Origin of the sequence: Bradyrhizobium sp. cir1 (assembly GCF_014198245.1) — a bacterium.
In the GTDB taxonomy this organism is placed as follows: domain Bacteria; phylum Pseudomonadota; class Alphaproteobacteria; order Rhizobiales; family Xanthobacteraceae; genus Bradyrhizobium.
In genome coordinates, this window is sequence record NZ_JACIHE010000010.1 from 180,852 (window position 1) to 196,758 (window position 15,907).

At 65.5% G+C, this 15,907-nt stretch carries 18 protein-coding genes; 13 read left to right on the plus strand and 5 right to left on the minus strand.

Annotation, left to right across the window (positions count from 1 at the left end; all coding sequences use genetic code 11):
* Window positions 1-202 precede the first annotated feature (202 nt).
* The gene (locus tag GGD63_RS21505) at window positions 203-460 is read right to left on the minus strand and encodes a hypothetical protein (RefSeq protein ID WP_183245153.1); all 258 of its coding nucleotides are present in this window, start codon (window positions 458-460) and stop codon (window positions 203-205) included.
* A 276-nt stretch (window positions 461-736) separates the two neighbouring features.
* Here GGD63_RS21505 and GGD63_RS21510 point away from each other — a divergent pair, with 276 nt between their 5' ends.
* Window positions 737-1,111, plus strand: coding sequence for a hypothetical protein (locus tag GGD63_RS21510; protein ID WP_183245154.1), 375 nt, complete (start codon window positions 737-739; stop codon window positions 1,109-1,111).
* A gap of 4 nt (window positions 1,112-1,115) precedes the next feature.
* On the opposite strand, the gene GGD63_RS21515 is transcribed toward GGD63_RS21510, so the two are convergent.
* On the minus strand, window positions 1,116-2,372 hold the full coding sequence (locus tag GGD63_RS21515; protein WP_183245155.1) for a polysaccharide deacetylase family protein: 1,257 nt from the start codon (window positions 2,370-2,372) through the stop codon (window positions 1,116-1,118).
* A 159-nt stretch (window positions 2,373-2,531) separates the two neighbouring features.
* Complete coding sequence (locus GGD63_RS21520; RefSeq protein WP_183245156.1) at window positions 2,532-3,338, minus strand: polysaccharide deacetylase family protein; 807 nt, start codon at window positions 3,336-3,338, stop codon at window positions 2,532-2,534.
* An 82-nt stretch (window positions 3,339-3,420) separates the two neighbouring features.
* Here GGD63_RS21520 and mgtE point away from each other — a divergent pair, with 82 nt between their 5' ends.
* The 4 genes from mgtE (at window position 3,421) to GGD63_RS21540 (ending at window position 7,317) form a co-directional block, all read left to right on the plus strand.
* The gene (gene mgtE / locus GGD63_RS21525) at window positions 3,421-4,842 is read left to right on the plus strand and encodes a magnesium transporter (RefSeq protein ID WP_183245157.1); all 1,422 of its coding nucleotides are present in this window, start codon (window positions 3,421-3,423) and stop codon (window positions 4,840-4,842) included.
* Window positions 4,843-5,022: 180 nt separating this feature from the next.
* A complete protein-coding gene (locus GGD63_RS21530; protein ID WP_183245158.1) occupies window positions 5,023-5,325 on the plus strand; it encodes a DNA-binding transcriptional regulator in 303 nt (100 codons plus the stop codon).
* Window positions 5,326-5,471: 146 nt separating this feature from the next.
* On the plus strand, window positions 5,472-6,290 hold the full coding sequence (locus GGD63_RS21535; RefSeq protein WP_183245159.1) for an aldo/keto reductase: 819 nt from the start codon (window positions 5,472-5,474) through the stop codon (window positions 6,288-6,290).
* 49 nt (window positions 6,291-6,339) lie between these two features.
* Window positions 6,340-7,317, plus strand: a complete 978-nt coding sequence (locus tag GGD63_RS21540; protein WP_183245160.1) for a hypothetical protein — start codon at window positions 6,340-6,342, stop codon at window positions 7,315-7,317.
* Between the two features lie 504 nt (window positions 7,318-7,821).
* Here the strand turns inward: GGD63_RS21540 and GGD63_RS21545 are convergent.
* Window positions 7,822-8,544, minus strand: a complete 723-nt coding sequence (locus GGD63_RS21545; protein ID WP_183245161.1) for a DUF599 domain-containing protein — start codon at window positions 8,542-8,544, stop codon at window positions 7,822-7,824.
* Window positions 8,545-8,765: 221 nt separating this feature from the next.
* Here GGD63_RS21545 and GGD63_RS21550 point away from each other — a divergent pair, with 221 nt between their 5' ends.
* The 5 genes from GGD63_RS21550 (at window position 8,766) to GGD63_RS21570 (ending at window position 11,636) form a co-directional block, all read left to right on the plus strand.
* Window positions 8,766-9,440, plus strand: coding sequence for a glutathione S-transferase family protein (locus GGD63_RS21550; RefSeq protein ID WP_183245162.1), 675 nt, complete (start codon window positions 8,766-8,768; stop codon window positions 9,438-9,440).
* A 9-nt stretch (window positions 9,441-9,449) separates the two neighbouring features.
* Complete coding sequence (locus GGD63_RS21555; RefSeq protein WP_183245236.1) at window positions 9,450-9,608, plus strand: hypothetical protein; 159 nt, start codon at window positions 9,450-9,452, stop codon at window positions 9,606-9,608.
* A 186-nt stretch (window positions 9,609-9,794) separates the two neighbouring features.
* Window positions 9,795-9,998, plus strand: a complete 204-nt coding sequence (locus GGD63_RS21560; protein ID WP_183245163.1) for a hypothetical protein — start codon at window positions 9,795-9,797, stop codon at window positions 9,996-9,998.
* A gap of 156 nt (window positions 9,999-10,154) precedes the next feature.
* A complete protein-coding gene (locus GGD63_RS21565) occupies window positions 10,155-11,153 on the plus strand; it encodes a hypothetical protein (protein ID WP_183245164.1) in 999 nt (332 codons plus the stop codon).
* Between the two features lie 42 nt (window positions 11,154-11,195).
* Complete coding sequence (locus GGD63_RS21570) at window positions 11,196-11,636, plus strand: DUF1489 family protein (protein WP_183245165.1); 441 nt, start codon at window positions 11,196-11,198, stop codon at window positions 11,634-11,636.
* Between the two features lie 83 nt (window positions 11,637-11,719).
* On the opposite strand, the gene panC is transcribed toward GGD63_RS21570, so the two are convergent.
* Window positions 11,720-12,571, minus strand: coding sequence for a pantoate--beta-alanine ligase (panC, locus tag GGD63_RS21575; protein ID WP_183245166.1), 852 nt, complete (start codon window positions 12,569-12,571; stop codon window positions 11,720-11,722).
* A gap of 281 nt (window positions 12,572-12,852) precedes the next feature.
* Between panC and GGD63_RS21580 the strand changes: the two genes are divergently transcribed.
* The 3 genes from GGD63_RS21580 to GGD63_RS21590 all read left to right on the plus strand — a co-directional run bounded on the left by GGD63_RS21580 (window position 12,853) and on the right by GGD63_RS21590 (window position 15,853).
* On the plus strand, window positions 12,853-13,776 hold the full coding sequence (locus tag GGD63_RS21580; RefSeq protein WP_183245167.1) for a division plane positioning ATPase MipZ: 924 nt from the start codon (window positions 12,853-12,855) through the stop codon (window positions 13,774-13,776).
* 343 nt (window positions 13,777-14,119) lie between these two features.
* Window positions 14,120-14,980 (plus strand): alpha/beta fold hydrolase, encoded by an 861-nt coding sequence (locus GGD63_RS21585; protein ID WP_183245168.1) that lies wholly within the window; start codon window positions 14,120-14,122, stop codon window positions 14,978-14,980.
* A 126-nt stretch (window positions 14,981-15,106) separates the two neighbouring features.
* Window positions 15,107-15,853, plus strand: a complete 747-nt coding sequence (locus tag GGD63_RS21590) for a VWA domain-containing protein (RefSeq protein WP_183245169.1) — start codon at window positions 15,107-15,109, stop codon at window positions 15,851-15,853.
* The last annotated feature ends 54 nt before the right edge of the window (window positions 15,854-15,907 follow it).

Genomic DNA, 15,907 nt, shown 5'->3' on the forward strand with positions numbered 1-15,907 from the left:
CGACTTCGCCTTCATTGACGGCCGCTTCAAGTCCGTCGTCGGCTTTGTCGACGCCGCTCCGGCGCCTGCGGCGCGATAGGTCGGGATTCTCTTCGGCCGGTCACCTGCGGCCTGCAACGCGTTGGCGGTCGCCATGCCGCGGTCTTGCCGGATATCGGCAACCCGTTGATGTCGTGACGAATACGGCCTGATGCTGCCCCGCTCAGCCGTATTCCTCGCCGATGCCGTATTCCTTGTAGATCTCCAGCGGATCCAAATCCGGAAACAGGCGGCATTTGGCCTGGGCGAGGTGGAGGCTCACCGCTGCCGGCTCCTTGCCGTTCGCGAGCATCTTGCGGATGTCGTCCATGTGCGCGCACGGCTGGTGCTTCGGCGCCAGCTGCTCCAGCGCGACCAGCGCGGTCGCGAGGGCCTCGGTCAGAACCCATTCGTCGTGGCCCGTGATTCCCTTCTTCGGCATCGGCAGACCCCAGATATGGCGGCGCTGCCCAGTCTAACGCGACTTCCGCCAAATCGCCATTGAGCCGTTGCGGGACCGACCGCGTCCGGCAGGCGCGCCTTGCATTATGGCGCGGCGTGGCTAAAAGGCGGCAGTTGCAGGGCCGTGGTATCTTTGTTGAAACAATATTGGCCTAGACGGGCGCCTGCAGGGATCCTGCCGGCAGTTCTGGTCTGGCTCCCCTGATCCCGTATTCGCAACACGCTTCCGTTGCGCACCCTCAAGGCTCAAGCCAGCATGGTCTTTCTCAGCTTCGTCTACCGCTTCGTCACCAACTTCGCGTTCCTGGCGGTGGTCTATTTCAGCCTGAACTTCATGGAGAAGTATCCGAATCGGGCGATCCTCGCGATCCTGGTGCTGGTTTATGCCGGCATGCGCGCCGCCTCGACGCTGCGTGCGTTCTACTTCTTCCAGAAGATCGAGAAGCTGGAGGCCGAGACCAAGCGTCTTCAGGCCCCGATAAATGACGGCTCGGGCGGAACCAATGCGCGCAAGCAGGTCGTTGCCGACGTCGCACGGTTGCGCCGCGACGGCGAGCTCAAGTCCTATATGGACCTGTTCTTCCTGGCGCTGATCGTGCTGCTCTGCGTCGCCGCGATCATGCGGCAATAGAAGCTCAAGCGCGCTTCTTCACGCTGGTCGGGCGGGGCGCCGTGCTCTTGGCTTGCGCGGCATGCCTGGGGGCGGCCGGCGCCGCATGGGCGGTCCGGGGAGCGTGCGTCTTGCCAGCCTTGGCATTTGCGGCCTTGCCCTTGCCGGCGCGGGGCGTCTCCGCCGCCATCGCGAGCCGCGTCGCGGCGCGGCGCGACAAGGTCGTGGACAGCAGCACCTCGACCGAGCCTTCCGGAATCGCGAACAGATCGCGGCCGGGCACCGGCAGGGTCGATGCGATATCGACCTGCCCCTTGGTCCGGCGCGGCAGCAGCGGCTGGTGCTCGGTCTGCGCATTGAGGTCGGCCAGCACGGGCGCCGGCAGTGTCCGGGTCTCGGTGAACACGAAATTCGGAACGGCCGGCCAGCGCGCGATCGGTGTCGTCTCGGTCGGCGGATGCAGCAGCCATTCGACCGGCGTGGTCGGCGTTGCCGGCCGGTCCGCGGTCGCCGGCACCACATGCACGATGCGATAGCCGCGTGCCTTGAGGTCGCGGATGATCTTCGGCAGCGCCGCCACGGTGCGGGCCTGGATGTCGTGCAGCAGCAGGATGCCCTTGCCCTTGGCCTCCAGCCGCTGGATCGCGAACTGATAGACGCGATCGGACGACACGTGCCGCCAGTCGTCGGCCGGGAAGTCGGCGCTCCAGACCTGGATGCCGCGCGAGATCAAGTGGTTCTCGACGCCCTCGGCGCGCATCAGGCCGGGAATGCGGAAGAACGGCGCGAGCTTGGACGGATCGGTCATCGCGGCCGAGGTCCACTCGATGCCGCCGTTGATCTCGGGCTCATATTTCTCGACCGGCATCCGATCGAACGTCAGCGGATGGCTCATGCTGTGGGTGCCGACGGTGTGTCCCGCCGCCACCAGCTTGCGCACGCCTTCCGGGTTCGCCTTGGCCTGCTGGCCGATGATGAAGAAGGTCGCCTTGATGCACTCGTCGTCGAGCATCTTGAGGACCTGGTTGGAATATTTCGGCAAGGGACCGTCGTCGAAGGTCAGGACGACCTCGTGATCCCTAAGCGGCAGCGTCTCGCGGTACTGCATGGTGCCGATGCGCGGATGCTCGCGCGGATCGACCACGAGGGTGCGGGACGTGCCGAGCGCGTCCGGGTGGCCGGGGCAGTCGGCCGCATGGGCTGCCTGCGCGCCGACGGTCAGCAAACCCAGACAGAGGACCAGCCACGATCGCGTCCGAACCACAACGCTACTTCCGATCATGAATCCCGTCTGCCCTCATACGCGATTGCCGCCATAGTAGGTCGGAGACGCCTGGAAACGGTTCAGGCGCCATGCCCCCCATCTTTGCCTTCCGTAGCATGAACAGAGTGTTAATAGGGCCAAAATCAACCCATTTTGCGCCGCCGTGACATTCCGGCATCAGCGCGCATCGGCGTTCTTCTGCAATGTGCCCGCCGGTACGATGTGGACCACCCGATAGCGGTTCTCCCTCAGATACCGCAGAAAGGCCGGCATCATTGCGGCCGTGCGCGCCTTGTTGTCGTGGAAGAGGATGATACCCTTGCCGCTCGCGGCGAGGCGCTCGGTGACGAGCTTCAATTGCTGCTCCGGCGTCATCTCCTCCCAGTCGCTGGCCCATAAATCGGCCCCGAACACAACGATGCCGCGCGACTGGAGCAGGTCGAGCTGCGCTGGTGTCGACTCGAAATAGGGAAAGCGGAAGAACGGCGTCGAGGGGGGCGTCGTCGAGGTTCCGTGCAGCGCCATTTCGTCTGCGGCGATGCCCCGGTCGATGTCGGCCGTGGCCTTCTCGAACGGGATTCGCGCCATGAACGGATGCGAGAAGCTGTGATGGCCGACGGTGTGGCCTTCGCGGGCGATGCGCTTGACCATGTCGGGATGCTGCGAGGCGTGCAGGCCGATCAGGAAGAAGGTCGCGCGCACGCACTCCTGCGCCAGCGCCGCCAGCACCTTCGACGTCATCGGCGGGTTCGGCCCGTCGTCGAAGGTCAGCACGACCTCGCGATCGGCCAGCGGCAGCGTCTGCGGAAAGCTCTTCACGCCCACGCGCGGATAGGTCTTGGCGTCGACGCTGAGGATGCGCGAGGTGCCGAGCGCGTCCTTGCGCGTGCACTCGGCGGCATCCGTCGGGGCGATGCCGATGACAGCCGCGACGAGCGCGCCCGCCATGGTCGAGGTCCACCTCAGTCGCAGCATCTTTGTCATTGCGCTCCGAGTTGCCTTGTGGGTATTGCCTGACCGTCAGCTCAGCTCATTCGTTCCAATCTGTCAAACGGCGAGGCGCACCATGGATGAACATATGGACGGTGCCCCATCCGCCGCGAATTCGGTACTCGACCACGTGCCGATGCGCAATGAAGACGGCGAAATTCGTCACGAATTTGTCGAGGAAATTGCCCGCGCGATCGAGGCCGGTGATAGCGCCGCGCTGCGCGCCTGCGTTGCCGAGCTGCACGAGGCCGACCTCGGCGACCTGATCGAAGCGCTCGAGCCCGACGACCGCGTCCGCCTGGTCGAGCTGACCGGGCGCGACTTCGACTTCTCGGCGTTGAACGAGGTCGACGAGGCCGTCCGCGAGGAGATCCTCGAGGAGTTGCCGCCGGAGACGGTCGCCGAAGGCGTCCGCGAGCTCGAATCCGACGACGCGGTCGAGCTGCTGGAGACCCTCGACGAGGACGAGCAGGAGGAGATCCTCGAGAAGCTGCCGTTGCAGGAGCGCGTCGCGCTCGAGCGCAGCTTGCTGTATCCGGAAAACTCCGCCGGCCGCCGAATGCAGACCGAGTTCATCGCCGTGCCCCAGGATTTCACGGTCGGGCAGGCGATCGACTACATGCGCGAGACGCCGGATCTGCCCGACCGCTTCTACGAGATCTACGTCGTCGACAAGGACCAGCACTGGCAGGGCGCAGTCCCGCTCGACGTGCTGTTGCGCGCCCGCCGTCCGGTGCCGCTCACCGAATTGACCGACGAGGACCGCCGCCGCGTCTCCGTCCTGGAGGACCAGGAGGAGGTGGCGCACATGTTCGGCAAGTACAACCTTGTCGCAGCCCCCGTGCTCGACACCCAGGACCGCCTGGTCGGCGTCATCACCGTCGACGACGTCGTCGACGTCATCGAGGAGGAGGCGGACGAGGACCTCAAGGCGCTCGGCGGCGTCACCAGCGACGAAGAGCTGTCGGATACGTTTCTCACCATCGCCCGCGGCCGCTTCAACTGGCTGCTGGTGAACCTCGCGACCGCCTTCCTGGCGTCCTCGGTGCTTGGCCTGTTCGAGGGCCAGCTCGAGAAGATGGTGGCGCTCGCGGTGCTGGCGCCGATCGTGGCGAGCCAGGGCGGCAATGCCGCGACCCAGACCATGACGGTCGCGGTGCGGGCGCTCGCCACCCGCGAGCTCGGTTCCTCCAACGCCTGGCGCGTGGTGTTGCGCGAGACGCTGGTCGGCCTCGTCAACGGCCTTGCCTTCGCCGTGATCACGGGCATCGCGGCGGTAGCCTGGTTCAAGATCCCGGGCCTCGGCATCGTCATCGGGCTCGCCATCATCTGCAACCTCGTCGCCGGCGCGCTTGGCGGCATCCTGATCCCGATGGCACTCGAACGCGTCAGGGCCGACCCGGCGGTGGCGTCAGGGACGTTCGTGACGACGGTGACGGATGTCGTCGGATTCTTCTCCTTCCTCGGTATTGCGACGCTCTGGTTCGGGTTGAAGTAGGCGGCCCGCTTCGTCATTCCGGGGCGCGCAACTTGGCGCGAGCCCGGAATCCATTTGTCGGCGTGCTCCGGTGCACGATGGATTCCGGCCTCGCGCTCGCGCGCGCCCCGGAATGACGGCCCCCATCATCTTTAATCCGAACTTAAGCGACCTGCCGCATCATCATGCCCGCTTGGGGGAATGGTCATGCGGTTGCGGCTGAAGGCGGACGGGCGGATCGTCGAGTTGCGGGACGGGCAGGAATTTCCGGTCCAGCCGGCAGCCAATGCCGCATCAGGCGAGGCCTCTTCGCTCGCGGTGCGCGACCTGCGGCGACGCGCCTGCCTGACCCAGATGGAGTTTGCCGCCAAGCTCGGCGTTCCCGTCGAGACCATTCGCAACTGGGAGCAGGGCAAGCGCGCGCCGCGCGGACCGGCCCGCGCGCTGCTCGCGGTGATCGCCCATGCGCCCGAGACCGTGTTCCAGGCGCTCGCCAAGGTCTGACATCAAGGTCTGACGTCAGGGCTGGCTGCGAACCCCCTGTTAGCATTGCCCTGAAGATCCGTCCCGATGGCACCGACGTCCGTTGGCAACCATCGCGGGCGAGGTCCATAATGTCGGCCGGGGCTGCGTAGCAGAGAGGATTCCTCATGCTGTTCGTCGAGGCCAATGGCGCAAGGATCCCGGCGGTCGGGCTCGGGACCTGGGAACTGGAAGGGCGCGCCTGCGCCCGCGTGGTCGAGCAGGCGCTGCGGCTCGGCTATCGCCACATCGACACCGCCCAGGTCTATGACAACGAACGCGAGGTCGGCGACGGCTTGCGCTCCTCCGGCGTGCGCCGCGACGACATCTTCCTCACGACGAAGGTCTGGACCAACCATTTCGCGCCCCACGATCTCGAGCGCTCGGTCAAGGAGAGCCTCGCGCGCCTGCGGCTTCCCTCCGTCGATCTCTTGCTGCTGCACTGGCCCAATCCGCACGTGCCGCTGGCGGAGACGCTTGGCGCGCTGTCGCATGCGAAACGCATGGGCCTCACCCGCCACATCGGGGTCTCCAACTTCACCGTGGCGTTGATCGAGCAGGCGGTCGCGCTGTCGGGCGAGCCGCTGGTCTGCAACCAGGTCGAATTCCATCCCTATCTCGACCAGGCGAAGGTGAGAGCGGCCTGCGACCAGCACGGCCTCGCACTGGTTGCCTACAGTCCCATCGCCAAGGGCCGCATCAAGTCCGACCAGATCCTCAGCCTTATCGGCCGCGCGCATCGCAAGACGCCGGCGCAGGTCTGCCTGCGCTGGCTGGTGCAACAGAATGTCGCTGCGATCCCGCGCACCTCGCGCGTCGAACGCCTGTCGGAAAACATCGATATTTTCGATTTCGAGCTCTCGGACGACGAGATGACGCAGATCGCCGCGCTGGCCAGCCCCAAGGGCCGACTGACCGATTTCGGTTTCGCACCGAAATGGGATTGAGGGGAGACTGGGGTATGCTAGGACCGCGACGGCAACCCAAGATCGGTCGATGGAACTGCGGAAGATCATACGGACGGACATTGCAGCGTCGGCGATCGCGCATCTGACGCTGGTGGCGCTGATCATCGTGATCAGCGAGGTCCGTCCGTTTCACGCAACGGCGCCCGAGACCGTTTCCGTCGACATCGTCACGCCGGAGCAGGTGAAGCAGGAGGAGGCCAAGGCCCAAGAGAAAGCTGAAGAGAAGGAAGAGAAGGAGAAGCCGCCGGAGCCACTCCCCGACCTCAAGCTGCCGAAGCTGGATTTTGCCGACAAGGACAAGGCGGAAACAGCGCCGAAGCCTGCGGCCAAGCTGCAGGCCGCGTCGCAATCATCGCAGCAGAAGGCGTCGCCCGAACCGGAGCAGAAACAGCCGCAGCCGCAACCCTCGCAGGCGTCGAAGCAACGTGAGGCCACCGCGCAGCCGCAGGCCCAACAGCCACAGCCGTCGCAACTGCCGCCGCCGCAGCCACTGCCCCAATCGCAGCCTCAGCCGGCGCCGCAGCCGTCACAGGTGATGCAGCAGCCACAGGCCGCGCCCCCGCCGGCCTATCAGGCGCCGGAGCCGGACGTCACCGTCAAGTATGGCGTCATGCTCGGGCTGCCGCCCGAATTGCCGACCGAGCTGCCGAAAGAGGCCCCCAAGGACGATGGCGGTGACGCCAAGGATTCAATTGCAGCCAAGCTGCCGGCCGAAGTCATCGCCGCGCTGCGCCGCCACTTGAAGAGCTGTGCCAAGCTGCCGGCCGGGGTCGGGCCGACCGACAACGTCCACATCAAGCTGCGCACGGTGTTCGCAACCGACGGCACGCTGGCGCGCCCGCCGATCCTGCTCGAAGCCCCGCCATCCGCGAAGGGTGTTGCCATCGTGAAATCAGCAACGAGCGCGCTGCAGGCCTGCCAGCCCTACAAGATGCTGCCGGCCGACAAATACGAGGAATGGAAGGTGTTGGACCTGCCGTTCTCGCCGCGGGATTTCGGCAGCTAATTCCCGTAGCCGGGGTAGCGAAGGGCCGTAGGATGGGTTGAGCACTTGCGAAACCCATCATGCTTCGGCGTGGACAAAAATGCGATGAGTTTCGCTTCGCTCTACCGATCCTACGAGAGCCGTTCAGAGACTTGCGCTGTTGCCTCATACTCCGTCATTGCGAGCGCAGCGAAGCAATCCAGAATCTCTCCGCGGCGGCAGTCTGGATTGCTTCGCTGCGCTCGCAATGACGACGTTGAAGCAGCGAACTCCCATCTACCCCGTCATCCTGAGGTGCGCGCTCTGCGGCGCGATTGCGCCGTGGAGCAAGCCTCGAAGGATGAACGGCCCAGTTGCATCGGGCCACTCATCTTCGAGGCTCGCAGCGCAGCACTTCCTGGCGATGCGAAGCATCGTCCAGTAGCGGTGCGGGGCCCATCTCGCTCAGGGGAGATGGCTTCTAGGTCCCGGTTCTGCGCCGCAACGCTTCGCGCGTTGCAGCTTGTCCGGGACACGAAGTGGCAATCAATGACCGCGCTTCCGCGCCTCCTCGCCACCCGCCGCAATCCCCTCCGGCGCCATCGCCGCCCAAGCGCTGGACGCGAACTGGCGCCGCCAGGTCACGATCACCACGGCGGCCGTGGTCACGAACAGCAGCCAGGGGCTGACGAACCAGCCGAGATAGCCGAGCGCGAAGAAGAAGGCGCGCTGGCCGCGGTTGAAATGGCGGCCGGCGGATTCGAACAGGCGCGAGGTGCGGATGACATGGGCTTCGGCCGCTGGCGTGTCGGCTTGCGAGGCGGGCGGCATGCCGCCGAACAGGATCGCGACATAGTTGAACAGGCGATAGGCCCAGGCGAACTTGAAGAAAGCGTAGACGCAGATCAGCACGAGGCCGACGCATTTCAGTTCCCACATCGCCGGTGAGGTGCTGAGGTCGATCGGCAGCTTGCTCAGAATCATGATCGCGTCGTTGGTGGCGTGCAGCAGCGCCAGCGCGCCGCCGAGCGCGAACAGGCTGGTGGAGGCGAAGAAGGCGGTGCCGTTCTGGAGCGAGGCCATGATCTGCATGTCGACCATGCGCGTCTCGCGGTTGAGCAGGCGGCGCACCCAGACCTCGCGATAGCGGTTCATGCGCGCCGACAGGCTGTCACGGCCATAGGCCGAGTGTTCCAGCGTCAGGGCATAGGCCAGCCATTCGATGATGAAGAAGCCGACCGCCGTGATGTCGACCCAGTGCCTGCTCATGTCTTGCTCCTAAGGCATGATCCGGAAAAGTGCGAAGCGGTTTTCCGGGAAGATCATGCACAAACAACAACCTAAAGCGCGATGACGATTCATCCAAATCTCATCGCGCTTTAGGGATCGCAACGATTGCCACGCATGGCCGGGCGCAGCAACGATTGATTGGCGGCAGGCGATGGCGTTAAAAGCAGCTCGCTTCAAGAGTCTCGGGAAGGACTGGTGACATGGCAACGCTCAAGCTCGCGATCGGCAACAAGAACTACTCGTCATGGTCGATGCGGCCCTGGCTCGCGCTGCGCGCGAACGATATCCCGTTCGTGGAGACCCTGATCCCGCTCTACACCGACAATCCCGCCGACAAGGAGCAGATCCTGTCCTTCAGCCGCGCCGGCAAGGTGCCCGTGCTGGTCGACGGCGACGTTACGGTGTGGGATTCGCTCGCCATCATCGAATACATTGCCGAGCGTTATCCGGAGAAGAAGCTGTGGCCCGACGACGCCGCGGCCCGCGCCCATGCCCGCTCGGTCTGCGCCGAGATGCATTCCGGCTTCGTGCCGCTGCGCAGCGAATGCGGCATGAACCTGCACCGGCCGATCCGTCCCGTGGCGCTGTCGGCCGATGCGAAGGCCAACGTCGCGCGCATCGAGGAGATCTGGCGCGAGTGCCGCGCGCGCTATGGGTCCAGGGGGCCGTCGAAGGGACCGTTCCTGTTCGGCCGCTTCGGCGCGGCGGACGCCATGTACGCGCCGGTCGTGCACCGCTTGCGCACCTATGCGATCGAGGTGGCGCCGGATACGAAGGCTTACATGGAGACGATGATGGCGCTGCCCGCATTCCAGGAATGGACCCGCGAGGGAATCGCCGAAACGCTCGTCATCGCGAAGTTCGAGGACGCGTGACCCGCGAATGTGAGTGGGCCCCGCGCCGTGCTCGGCAACGACACCGTCCGCCAGCTCGCCGCACGCTACAACATCATGGTCGACCGGCTCGGCCAGATCCTCGCCCAGGAGCTGTCCAAGGCCGTAGACCAGGCAAGTCCGCAAGGGCATCTGCCCCATACCACTTAGGGCTCGGTTCCAGCGGTATCAAAGTGGGCCGCGGTTCCCGGTATCGTCCTGAAAAGACTTCAAAATTTGTGTGTTCGCCGGGCTTGATGAGGCTGGTCAAAAACGCCGCATGCATGCTATACAGCACCCGGGTTTCCGGCCGGCCATCGCAGTGGGACCATGGGCGAGGCAGGCGTTGTTTGAGTAATGGAGAGGGTGTTGAAGCACAAATTCCCCGTTGGAACGCGCGTATTGTTCACGGCAAGCAACATCGCGCGCCCCGCTGCCAGCGGCTCGTATGAGGTTATCCGCCTGCTGCCGACGGACGGCGACGACTGCCAGTACCGGATCAAGAGCTCGACCGAGGCATTTGAACGGGTCGCCAAGGAAAGTCAGCTGGCGCTCTCCTGACGCGCCGCCGACAGCGCCCATTGCTATTGCGGACGAATCTGCTCCGCTCGCCGTCAAAAGGCCCGCTTCGCCTTCACAAGGTGGAGCGGGGGCAGTTGCCGACTCGCGGTGCTCGCTTGACCATTCGCTCTTTGCTCGCGTGAGGGGACGTCGCGCATGAACTGGGCATGGGCCACTTCGCTCGACCAAACCTGGCGCTCGCCGGCCCTTCCGATGTGGATGACGCTGGCCGCGGCTGGATTCTTCGGGTTGATCCTTCTGGTCACGTTGCTCCGCGCCGAGAGGTCGGTCGCCAACGGCGCGCTGACCGTCATCACGCTGCTGTCCATCGCGATCGCGGGGGCTGCCACGGTGCGCGTTTATGGACCGGAGGGGCTGGACGCGCCGACCGAGTCGCGCGCGCAGGCCGCGGTCACCGCGAGCCTGCCGGCGCTGTCCTGTCTCGATGGCCTCGCCGGTGATGCCGTGGCCGCGGGCTGCGAGAAGGCGCTGTTCGGCGCACCCGACACCGCGGCGGCGGCCGTCGCCTACACCGCGGCCAGGATCGACCGGCTCACCGCGCTCGGCGATGCCGCGGTCGCCGAGAAGAGCCTGACGCTCGACATGAAGGTGCTGCGCAAGTCGCTGGAGCGCGATCGCTACGGCCTCGTCGCGCAGGTGCTGGTCGCGCGCGACGGCTGCACCCAGTTCGATTGTGCCGCCTTTCGCTCGCTGACCGATCAGCAGCAGGTCGCAGCCAACATGGATTCCCATCTCTACGACACGCTGGTCGCACGCTACGCGCCGACCTGGAATGCGCCCGGAGCGGCGCCGGCAACGCCTGCCACTGCCGCGCTCGCGGGGTTGCCGCCCTCGATGCCGACGGGCAAGCCGACCAATGCGGAGTTCCCGAGCGCCTCGTCGACGCCTCCGGTGAGCATCATGAATCCGGAGCCGCCCACCGCGGCGACGCGCCAGGCTGCGCCTGCCGCCAACGCAGCAGCGCCTGCGGCGCCGCGCGCGCCGGCCGCGACCTCGGCCCAGGCCGCAGCTCCTGCGGCGCCCGCCGCCAAGAAGCCGCCGGCGCCAAAGGCCGCGCGTGCGCCCGCTGCAGCACCGGTTCCGCTCGCGCCACCGGCTCCCGCGCCGGCTGCTCCGGCTGCGGATAACGAGTAGTTCGGCATTCCAAATGCGTGGCTGCCCGGCTAATGCTGGGGCATGCCACTCCATCTGATCAAGCTTGCCGTCGGCTGCGACTCCGTCAAGGAATTGAAGGAGTGGGTGGCCGAACGGATGCAGACCGCCAAGAAGAAAGGTCTGCCGCAACACCACATCCACATCACCCGCATGGTGCCCAAGCGCGATGCCGAGATCCTCGCCGGCGGCTCGCTCTATTGGGTCATCAAGGGCGAGATCGCCGCACGCGAAAAGATCATCGGCATCGAGCCGTTCCGCGACAAGGACGGTATCGGACGCTGCCGCATCGTGATGCAGCCGAAGGTGATCCCGGTCTCGCCGCGGCCGATGCGCCCGTTCCAGGGCTGGCGCTATCTCGCCGAGGATTCCGTGCCGCCCGATCTCGGCAAGTCCGCCGCCGGCTCGATTGCGGCCATGCCGGAGCCGATGCGGCGCGAGCTGCGGGATCTCGGGTTGCTCTGAGCATGATCCGGAAAAGTGCGTAGCGGTTTTCCGGAAAGAACATGCTCAAACAATAACCTGAAGCGCGATGTCGTCATCGCGCTTTAGACCGCGATATTGTCGATCAGCCTGGTGGTGCCGAGCTTGGCTGCGACCAGGATCCGCAAGGGGCCGTCCTTGCGCGAGGTGGTCGGCGCCAGCGTCGCGGCATGGCGGGCCTCGTAATAGTCGAGCGCAAAACCCGCCGCCTTGATCATCGCAGCGCCGTGCGCCATCGCCGGCGCGATGGCTTCGCCGCCGCGGATGCGTCCGGCGCTCTCCTTCATCGCGCGGTAGAGCGTGGTCGCGGTCCGCCGCTCCTCCGCCGAGAGGTAGACGTTGCGCGAGGACATCGCGAGCCCGTCGCGCTCGCGCACGGTGCGGGAGCCGATCACCTTCACGCCGAGGTCGAGGTCGCGCGCCATCTGCGTCACCACCCGCAATTGCTGAAAGTCCTTCTCGCCGAAGATCGCGACATCCGGCCGGCATTGCGTGAACAGCTTGCCGACGACGGTGGCGACGCCGCCGAAGAAGTGCGGCCGAAAACGGTCCTCAAGGCCGGCGAGGGCCGGTCCCTCCGGCACGATGCGGGTGGCAAAGCCCTCCGGATACATGGCCTCGACGCCGGGATGCCAGACGATGTCGACGTCCTCGGCCGCAAGCTTGGCGATGTCCGACTTCCAGGTGCGCGGATAGGCACCAAAATCCTCGGTCGGCGCGAACTGGGTCGGGTTGACGAAGATCGACACCACGACGCGGCTGGCCCGCCGCTTGGCAAGACGCACCAGCGACACATGCCCATCATGGAGCGCCCCCATGGTCGGGACCAGCGCGATCGTGGCCTTTCGCTTGCGAAGATTGTCGACGGCGCGCCGAAGCGCGGGGACCGTGCGGGCGATCAGGGGACTTGGCGACATCAGGACTCGACGGGGTTGGGAATCAGCGGGGACCGGCTCGGCGCCTGGCGGGCTAACCTTAACAAGCGGCAGTCGTGGACGCCATGCGCGCGGATGCGGCACAGCTTCCCGCGAAGCCACGCGCGATGTCGCGACATTGTGGGCTGGATTACAGACGATGGATGGCGCCGCAATTCATGATGAAGAACGGCGCGCTGCGATTTGCATGACCTGTCACGCATTTCACTTGACCGCAGACGCGGCCAACTCGAAGATATTCGTTAGGGGCGTTGAGGATCGCTATGCTCGTGCAAGCTAGCCAAGGCCAGTCAGGCTCGGCGCATGTGGTCGTGCTCGGCAACGAGAAGGGCGGCTCCGGCAAATCGACCACCGCCTTGCACATTGCCGTTGCGCTCCTGAAGGCCGGTCAGCGCGTCGCCACCATCGACCTCGATTGCCGCCAGCAAAGCTTCACCCACTATATCGACAACCGCGCCGCCTGGGCCCGCCGCACCAAGCTCGACCTCGAGCTGCCGGTGCATCGCTGCATCAGGCTCGGCGAGACCATGCAGATTGCCGAGAACGAGAACTCCGAGTTCCAGCAGTTCATGGAAGCGGTCTCGGCGGTCGAGAGCAGCTTCGATTTCATCGTCATCGATACGCCCGGCACCGACAGCTACCTGATGCGGCTCGCCCATTCGATGGCCGACACGCTGGTCACGCCGATCAACGACAGCTTCCTCGATTTCGACGTGCTCGGCACCGTCGATCCCGCCAACTACGCGGTGACGGGCGAGAGCCACTATGCCGAGATGGTGCGGGACGTCAGGCGCAAGCGCCGCCAGCTCGACGGCTCGACCACCGACTGGATCGTGGTGCGCAACCGCCTGTCCATGCTCGGCTCCCGCAACAAGCAGCTCGTTGCCGACGGGCTGAAGGATTTGTCGCTGCGGCTCGGCTTCCGCTATGTCGACGGCTTCGCCGAGCGCGTCGTCTACCGCGAATTCTTCCCGCGCGGCCTGACCGCCCTCGACGAGATTGACGAGGCCACGCTCGGCATGCGGCCAAATCTCGGCCACCTCACCGCGCGGGAGGAGGTGACGAGCCTGCTCCGTCAGCTCAAGCTGCCGCTCGACGAGCGCGGCCGCCGCCGTGCGGCAAATCGCGCCGAATGGTTCAGCCAGGTCGACAAGCCGCTCGAGGTTCACGACATCCTCGGCGCCTGAGGCGGCGGTATATCGCTACTTTCGATCGATCTAGGTGTCGGTTCCTGCCCGGAACCAAACCGGCGCTCGGCCGTTTCACCGCATGTTTACTGCGAAATTGAACCCAATCGAGACTGGTTGCGTCGGATGGTTACCTGCACCCTGACGTAGCGGTATGAGAATGGGGTGCCCAAGAAACGTGTGCGACGCACAACGAAAGGGCTGCCGGTTCACAATATTTGGCCTTCCTGTCACGCGGCTGTGACATATATTAGCGAATAGGCGACCAGGGGCCGGAGAGCTCCGGAACAACACGATTTTCAACAGGGATTCAGGCCGCAAGAGCCTGAGGCTGAGGACGAAAATGAAGCGTGGAATTGCCGTTCTGGTTTCGGTCAGTGCCCTCTGCGGCATCGCCTATTTCACGGCGAGCAAGTGGGCGATCAAGCACGAGACCATCACCTTCTACGACGCCTCGCGCGACAACCGTCCCGTGCCTGTCGATATCGCGGTGCGCCGCGACAAGGAAATGCAGGCCAATGCCGGCATGATCACGCTGCCGGTCGCCGTGATCAATCACGGCAACACCGTCAAGAACACCGAGTACGGCTTCCTCGCCAACATCTTCGCTGCGCGCGGCTACATGGTCGTCAGCCCGCAGCATGACCTGCCGACCGATCCTCCGATGGTGACCAAGCCCGGCGAGCTCTATGTCGGCCGGCTGCCGCAGATCCTGCGCGGCGTCGCCAACATCCATCTCGCCATGCAGGAGATGAAGAAGGTTCAGCCCAACGCCGACTACGACAAGGTGACGATGGTCGGCCACTCCATGGGCGGCGACATCACCATGTATTTCGCCAAGCAGTATCCGGACGAGGTCAAGAAGGTCGTCACGCTCGATAATCTGCGCGTGCCCTTCGTCACCGCCGGCAAGTTCAAGATCCTCTCGTTCCGCTCCACCGATCCGCAGTTCAAGGCCGATGCGGGCGTGATCCCGACGGACGAGGAGTGCGAGAAGGCCGGCATCCAGGTCGTGAAGACCGAATTCCAGCACAACGACATGCGCGACACCGGCCCGGACGTGGCCAAGAACTCGATCCAGGGCATGCTCGACAAGTTCCTGAGCGCGACGGACAGCGAGGTGGCACCGGTCGACACGCAGTCGTCCCCGCCCAAGATCCTCGAGCCCGGTCCGGTCGCTCTGATGGGGCCCGCCAAGAGCTGACGGCTTTCTGAAAGTCCGATACCGATCCTCAAAGCCTCCGCCGGCGTCTGCCCGCGGAGGCTTTGCACATTGACCGGACCGCACGCGCCGACCACATTATCTGCTCACGCAAGGTGAAGTGCAGGGATGTCGGGCGAACCCATCAAACCGCGTGGCGATTCCGTCTCGGCGCAAGCGGACGGTGCGCTGCCGCAAGCAAGGACCTCGACCTCGGAGGATATCGCAGCCTTCGTCGCCAAGGCGCGGGCGCTGTCGCCGCATGCGCCCGGCGCGAAGGGGCGGCTGATCTTCGCGCTGGATGCGACGATGAGCCGGCAGCCGACCTGGGATATGGCCTGCGCGCTCCAGGCCGACATGTTTCGCGAGACCGCGGCGCTCGGCAGTCTCGACATCCGCCTGGTCTACTATCGCGGCTTCAACGAGTGCCGCGCCTCGGGGTGGATCTCCGACAGCGCCAAGCTGGCGACGCTGATGAGCAAGATCGATTGCCGCGGCGGCGACACCCAGATCGGCAAGGTGCTGAGCGAGGCACGGCGCGAGGCCGTCGCATCCGGCGTGCGCGCCGTCGTCTTCGTCGGCGACGCCATGGAGGAGAAGATCGACGAGCTCTGCGCCAAGGCCGGCGAGCTCGGCATGCTCAAGGTGCCCGTCTTCCTGTTTCAGGAGGGCCACGATGCCGTAGCCGAGCAGGCGTTTCGCGAGATCGCGCGCCTGACCGGCGGTGCCTGGTGCCGGTTCGATCCGGGCGCGGCGGCGCAGCTGCGAGAGCTGTTGCGCGCAGCTGCGGCGTACGCCGCCGGCGGCCGCGAGGCGTTGCTGAAGCTGGCGACCACCACGAGCGGCGCGGCGATGTTGATCAGCCAGATGAAGTAGCGCTCAGGCTCGCCTTCGGCGGTGAACGCCATGCATTTTGTCGCAAGGCCGACT

Bases quoted from the DNA above. Each gene is read 5' to 3' on its own strand.
- GGD63_RS21505 (WP_183245153.1), bottom strand. From the start codon at position 460: ATGCCGAAGAAGGGAATCACGGGCCACGACGAATGGGTTCTGACCGAG.
- GGD63_RS21510 (WP_183245154.1), top strand. From the start codon at position 737: ATGGTCTTTCTCAGCTTCGTCTACCGCTTCGTCACCAACTTCGCGTTC.
- GGD63_RS21515 (WP_183245155.1), bottom strand. From the start codon at position 2,372: ATGATCGGAAGTAGCGTTGTGGTTCGGACGCGATCGTGGCTGGTCCTC.
- GGD63_RS21520 (WP_183245156.1), bottom strand. From the start codon at position 3,338: ATGACAAAGATGCTGCGACTGAGGTGGACCTCGACCATGGCGGGCGCG.
- mgtE (WP_183245157.1), top strand. From the start codon at position 3,421: ATGGATGAACATATGGACGGTGCCCCATCCGCCGCGAATTCGGTACTC.
- GGD63_RS21530 (WP_183245158.1), top strand. From the start codon at position 5,023: ATGGTCATGCGGTTGCGGCTGAAGGCGGACGGGCGGATCGTCGAGTTG.
- GGD63_RS21535 (WP_183245159.1), top strand. From the start codon at position 5,472: ATGCTGTTCGTCGAGGCCAATGGCGCAAGGATCCCGGCGGTCGGGCTC.
- GGD63_RS21540 (WP_183245160.1), top strand. From the start codon at position 6,340: ATGGAACTGCGGAAGATCATACGGACGGACATTGCAGCGTCGGCGATC.
- GGD63_RS21545 (WP_183245161.1), bottom strand. From the start codon at position 8,544: ATGAGCAGGCACTGGGTCGACATCACGGCGGTCGGCTTCTTCATCATC.
- GGD63_RS21550 (WP_183245162.1), top strand. From the start codon at position 8,766: ATGGCAACGCTCAAGCTCGCGATCGGCAACAAGAACTACTCGTCATGG.
- GGD63_RS21560 (WP_183245163.1), top strand. From the start codon at position 9,795: ATGGAGAGGGTGTTGAAGCACAAATTCCCCGTTGGAACGCGCGTATTG.
- GGD63_RS21565 (WP_183245164.1), top strand. From the start codon at position 10,155: ATGAACTGGGCATGGGCCACTTCGCTCGACCAAACCTGGCGCTCGCCG.
- GGD63_RS21570 (WP_183245165.1), top strand. From the start codon at position 11,196: ATGCCACTCCATCTGATCAAGCTTGCCGTCGGCTGCGACTCCGTCAAG.
- panC (WP_183245166.1), bottom strand. From the start codon at position 12,571: ATGTCGCCAAGTCCCCTGATCGCCCGCACGGTCCCCGCGCTTCGGCGC.
- GGD63_RS21580 (WP_183245167.1), top strand. From the start codon at position 12,853: ATGCTCGTGCAAGCTAGCCAAGGCCAGTCAGGCTCGGCGCATGTGGTC.
- GGD63_RS21585 (WP_183245168.1), top strand. From the start codon at position 14,120: ATGAAGCGTGGAATTGCCGTTCTGGTTTCGGTCAGTGCCCTCTGCGGC.
- GGD63_RS21590 (WP_183245169.1), top strand. From the start codon at position 15,107: ATGTCGGGCGAACCCATCAAACCGCGTGGCGATTCCGTCTCGGCGCAA.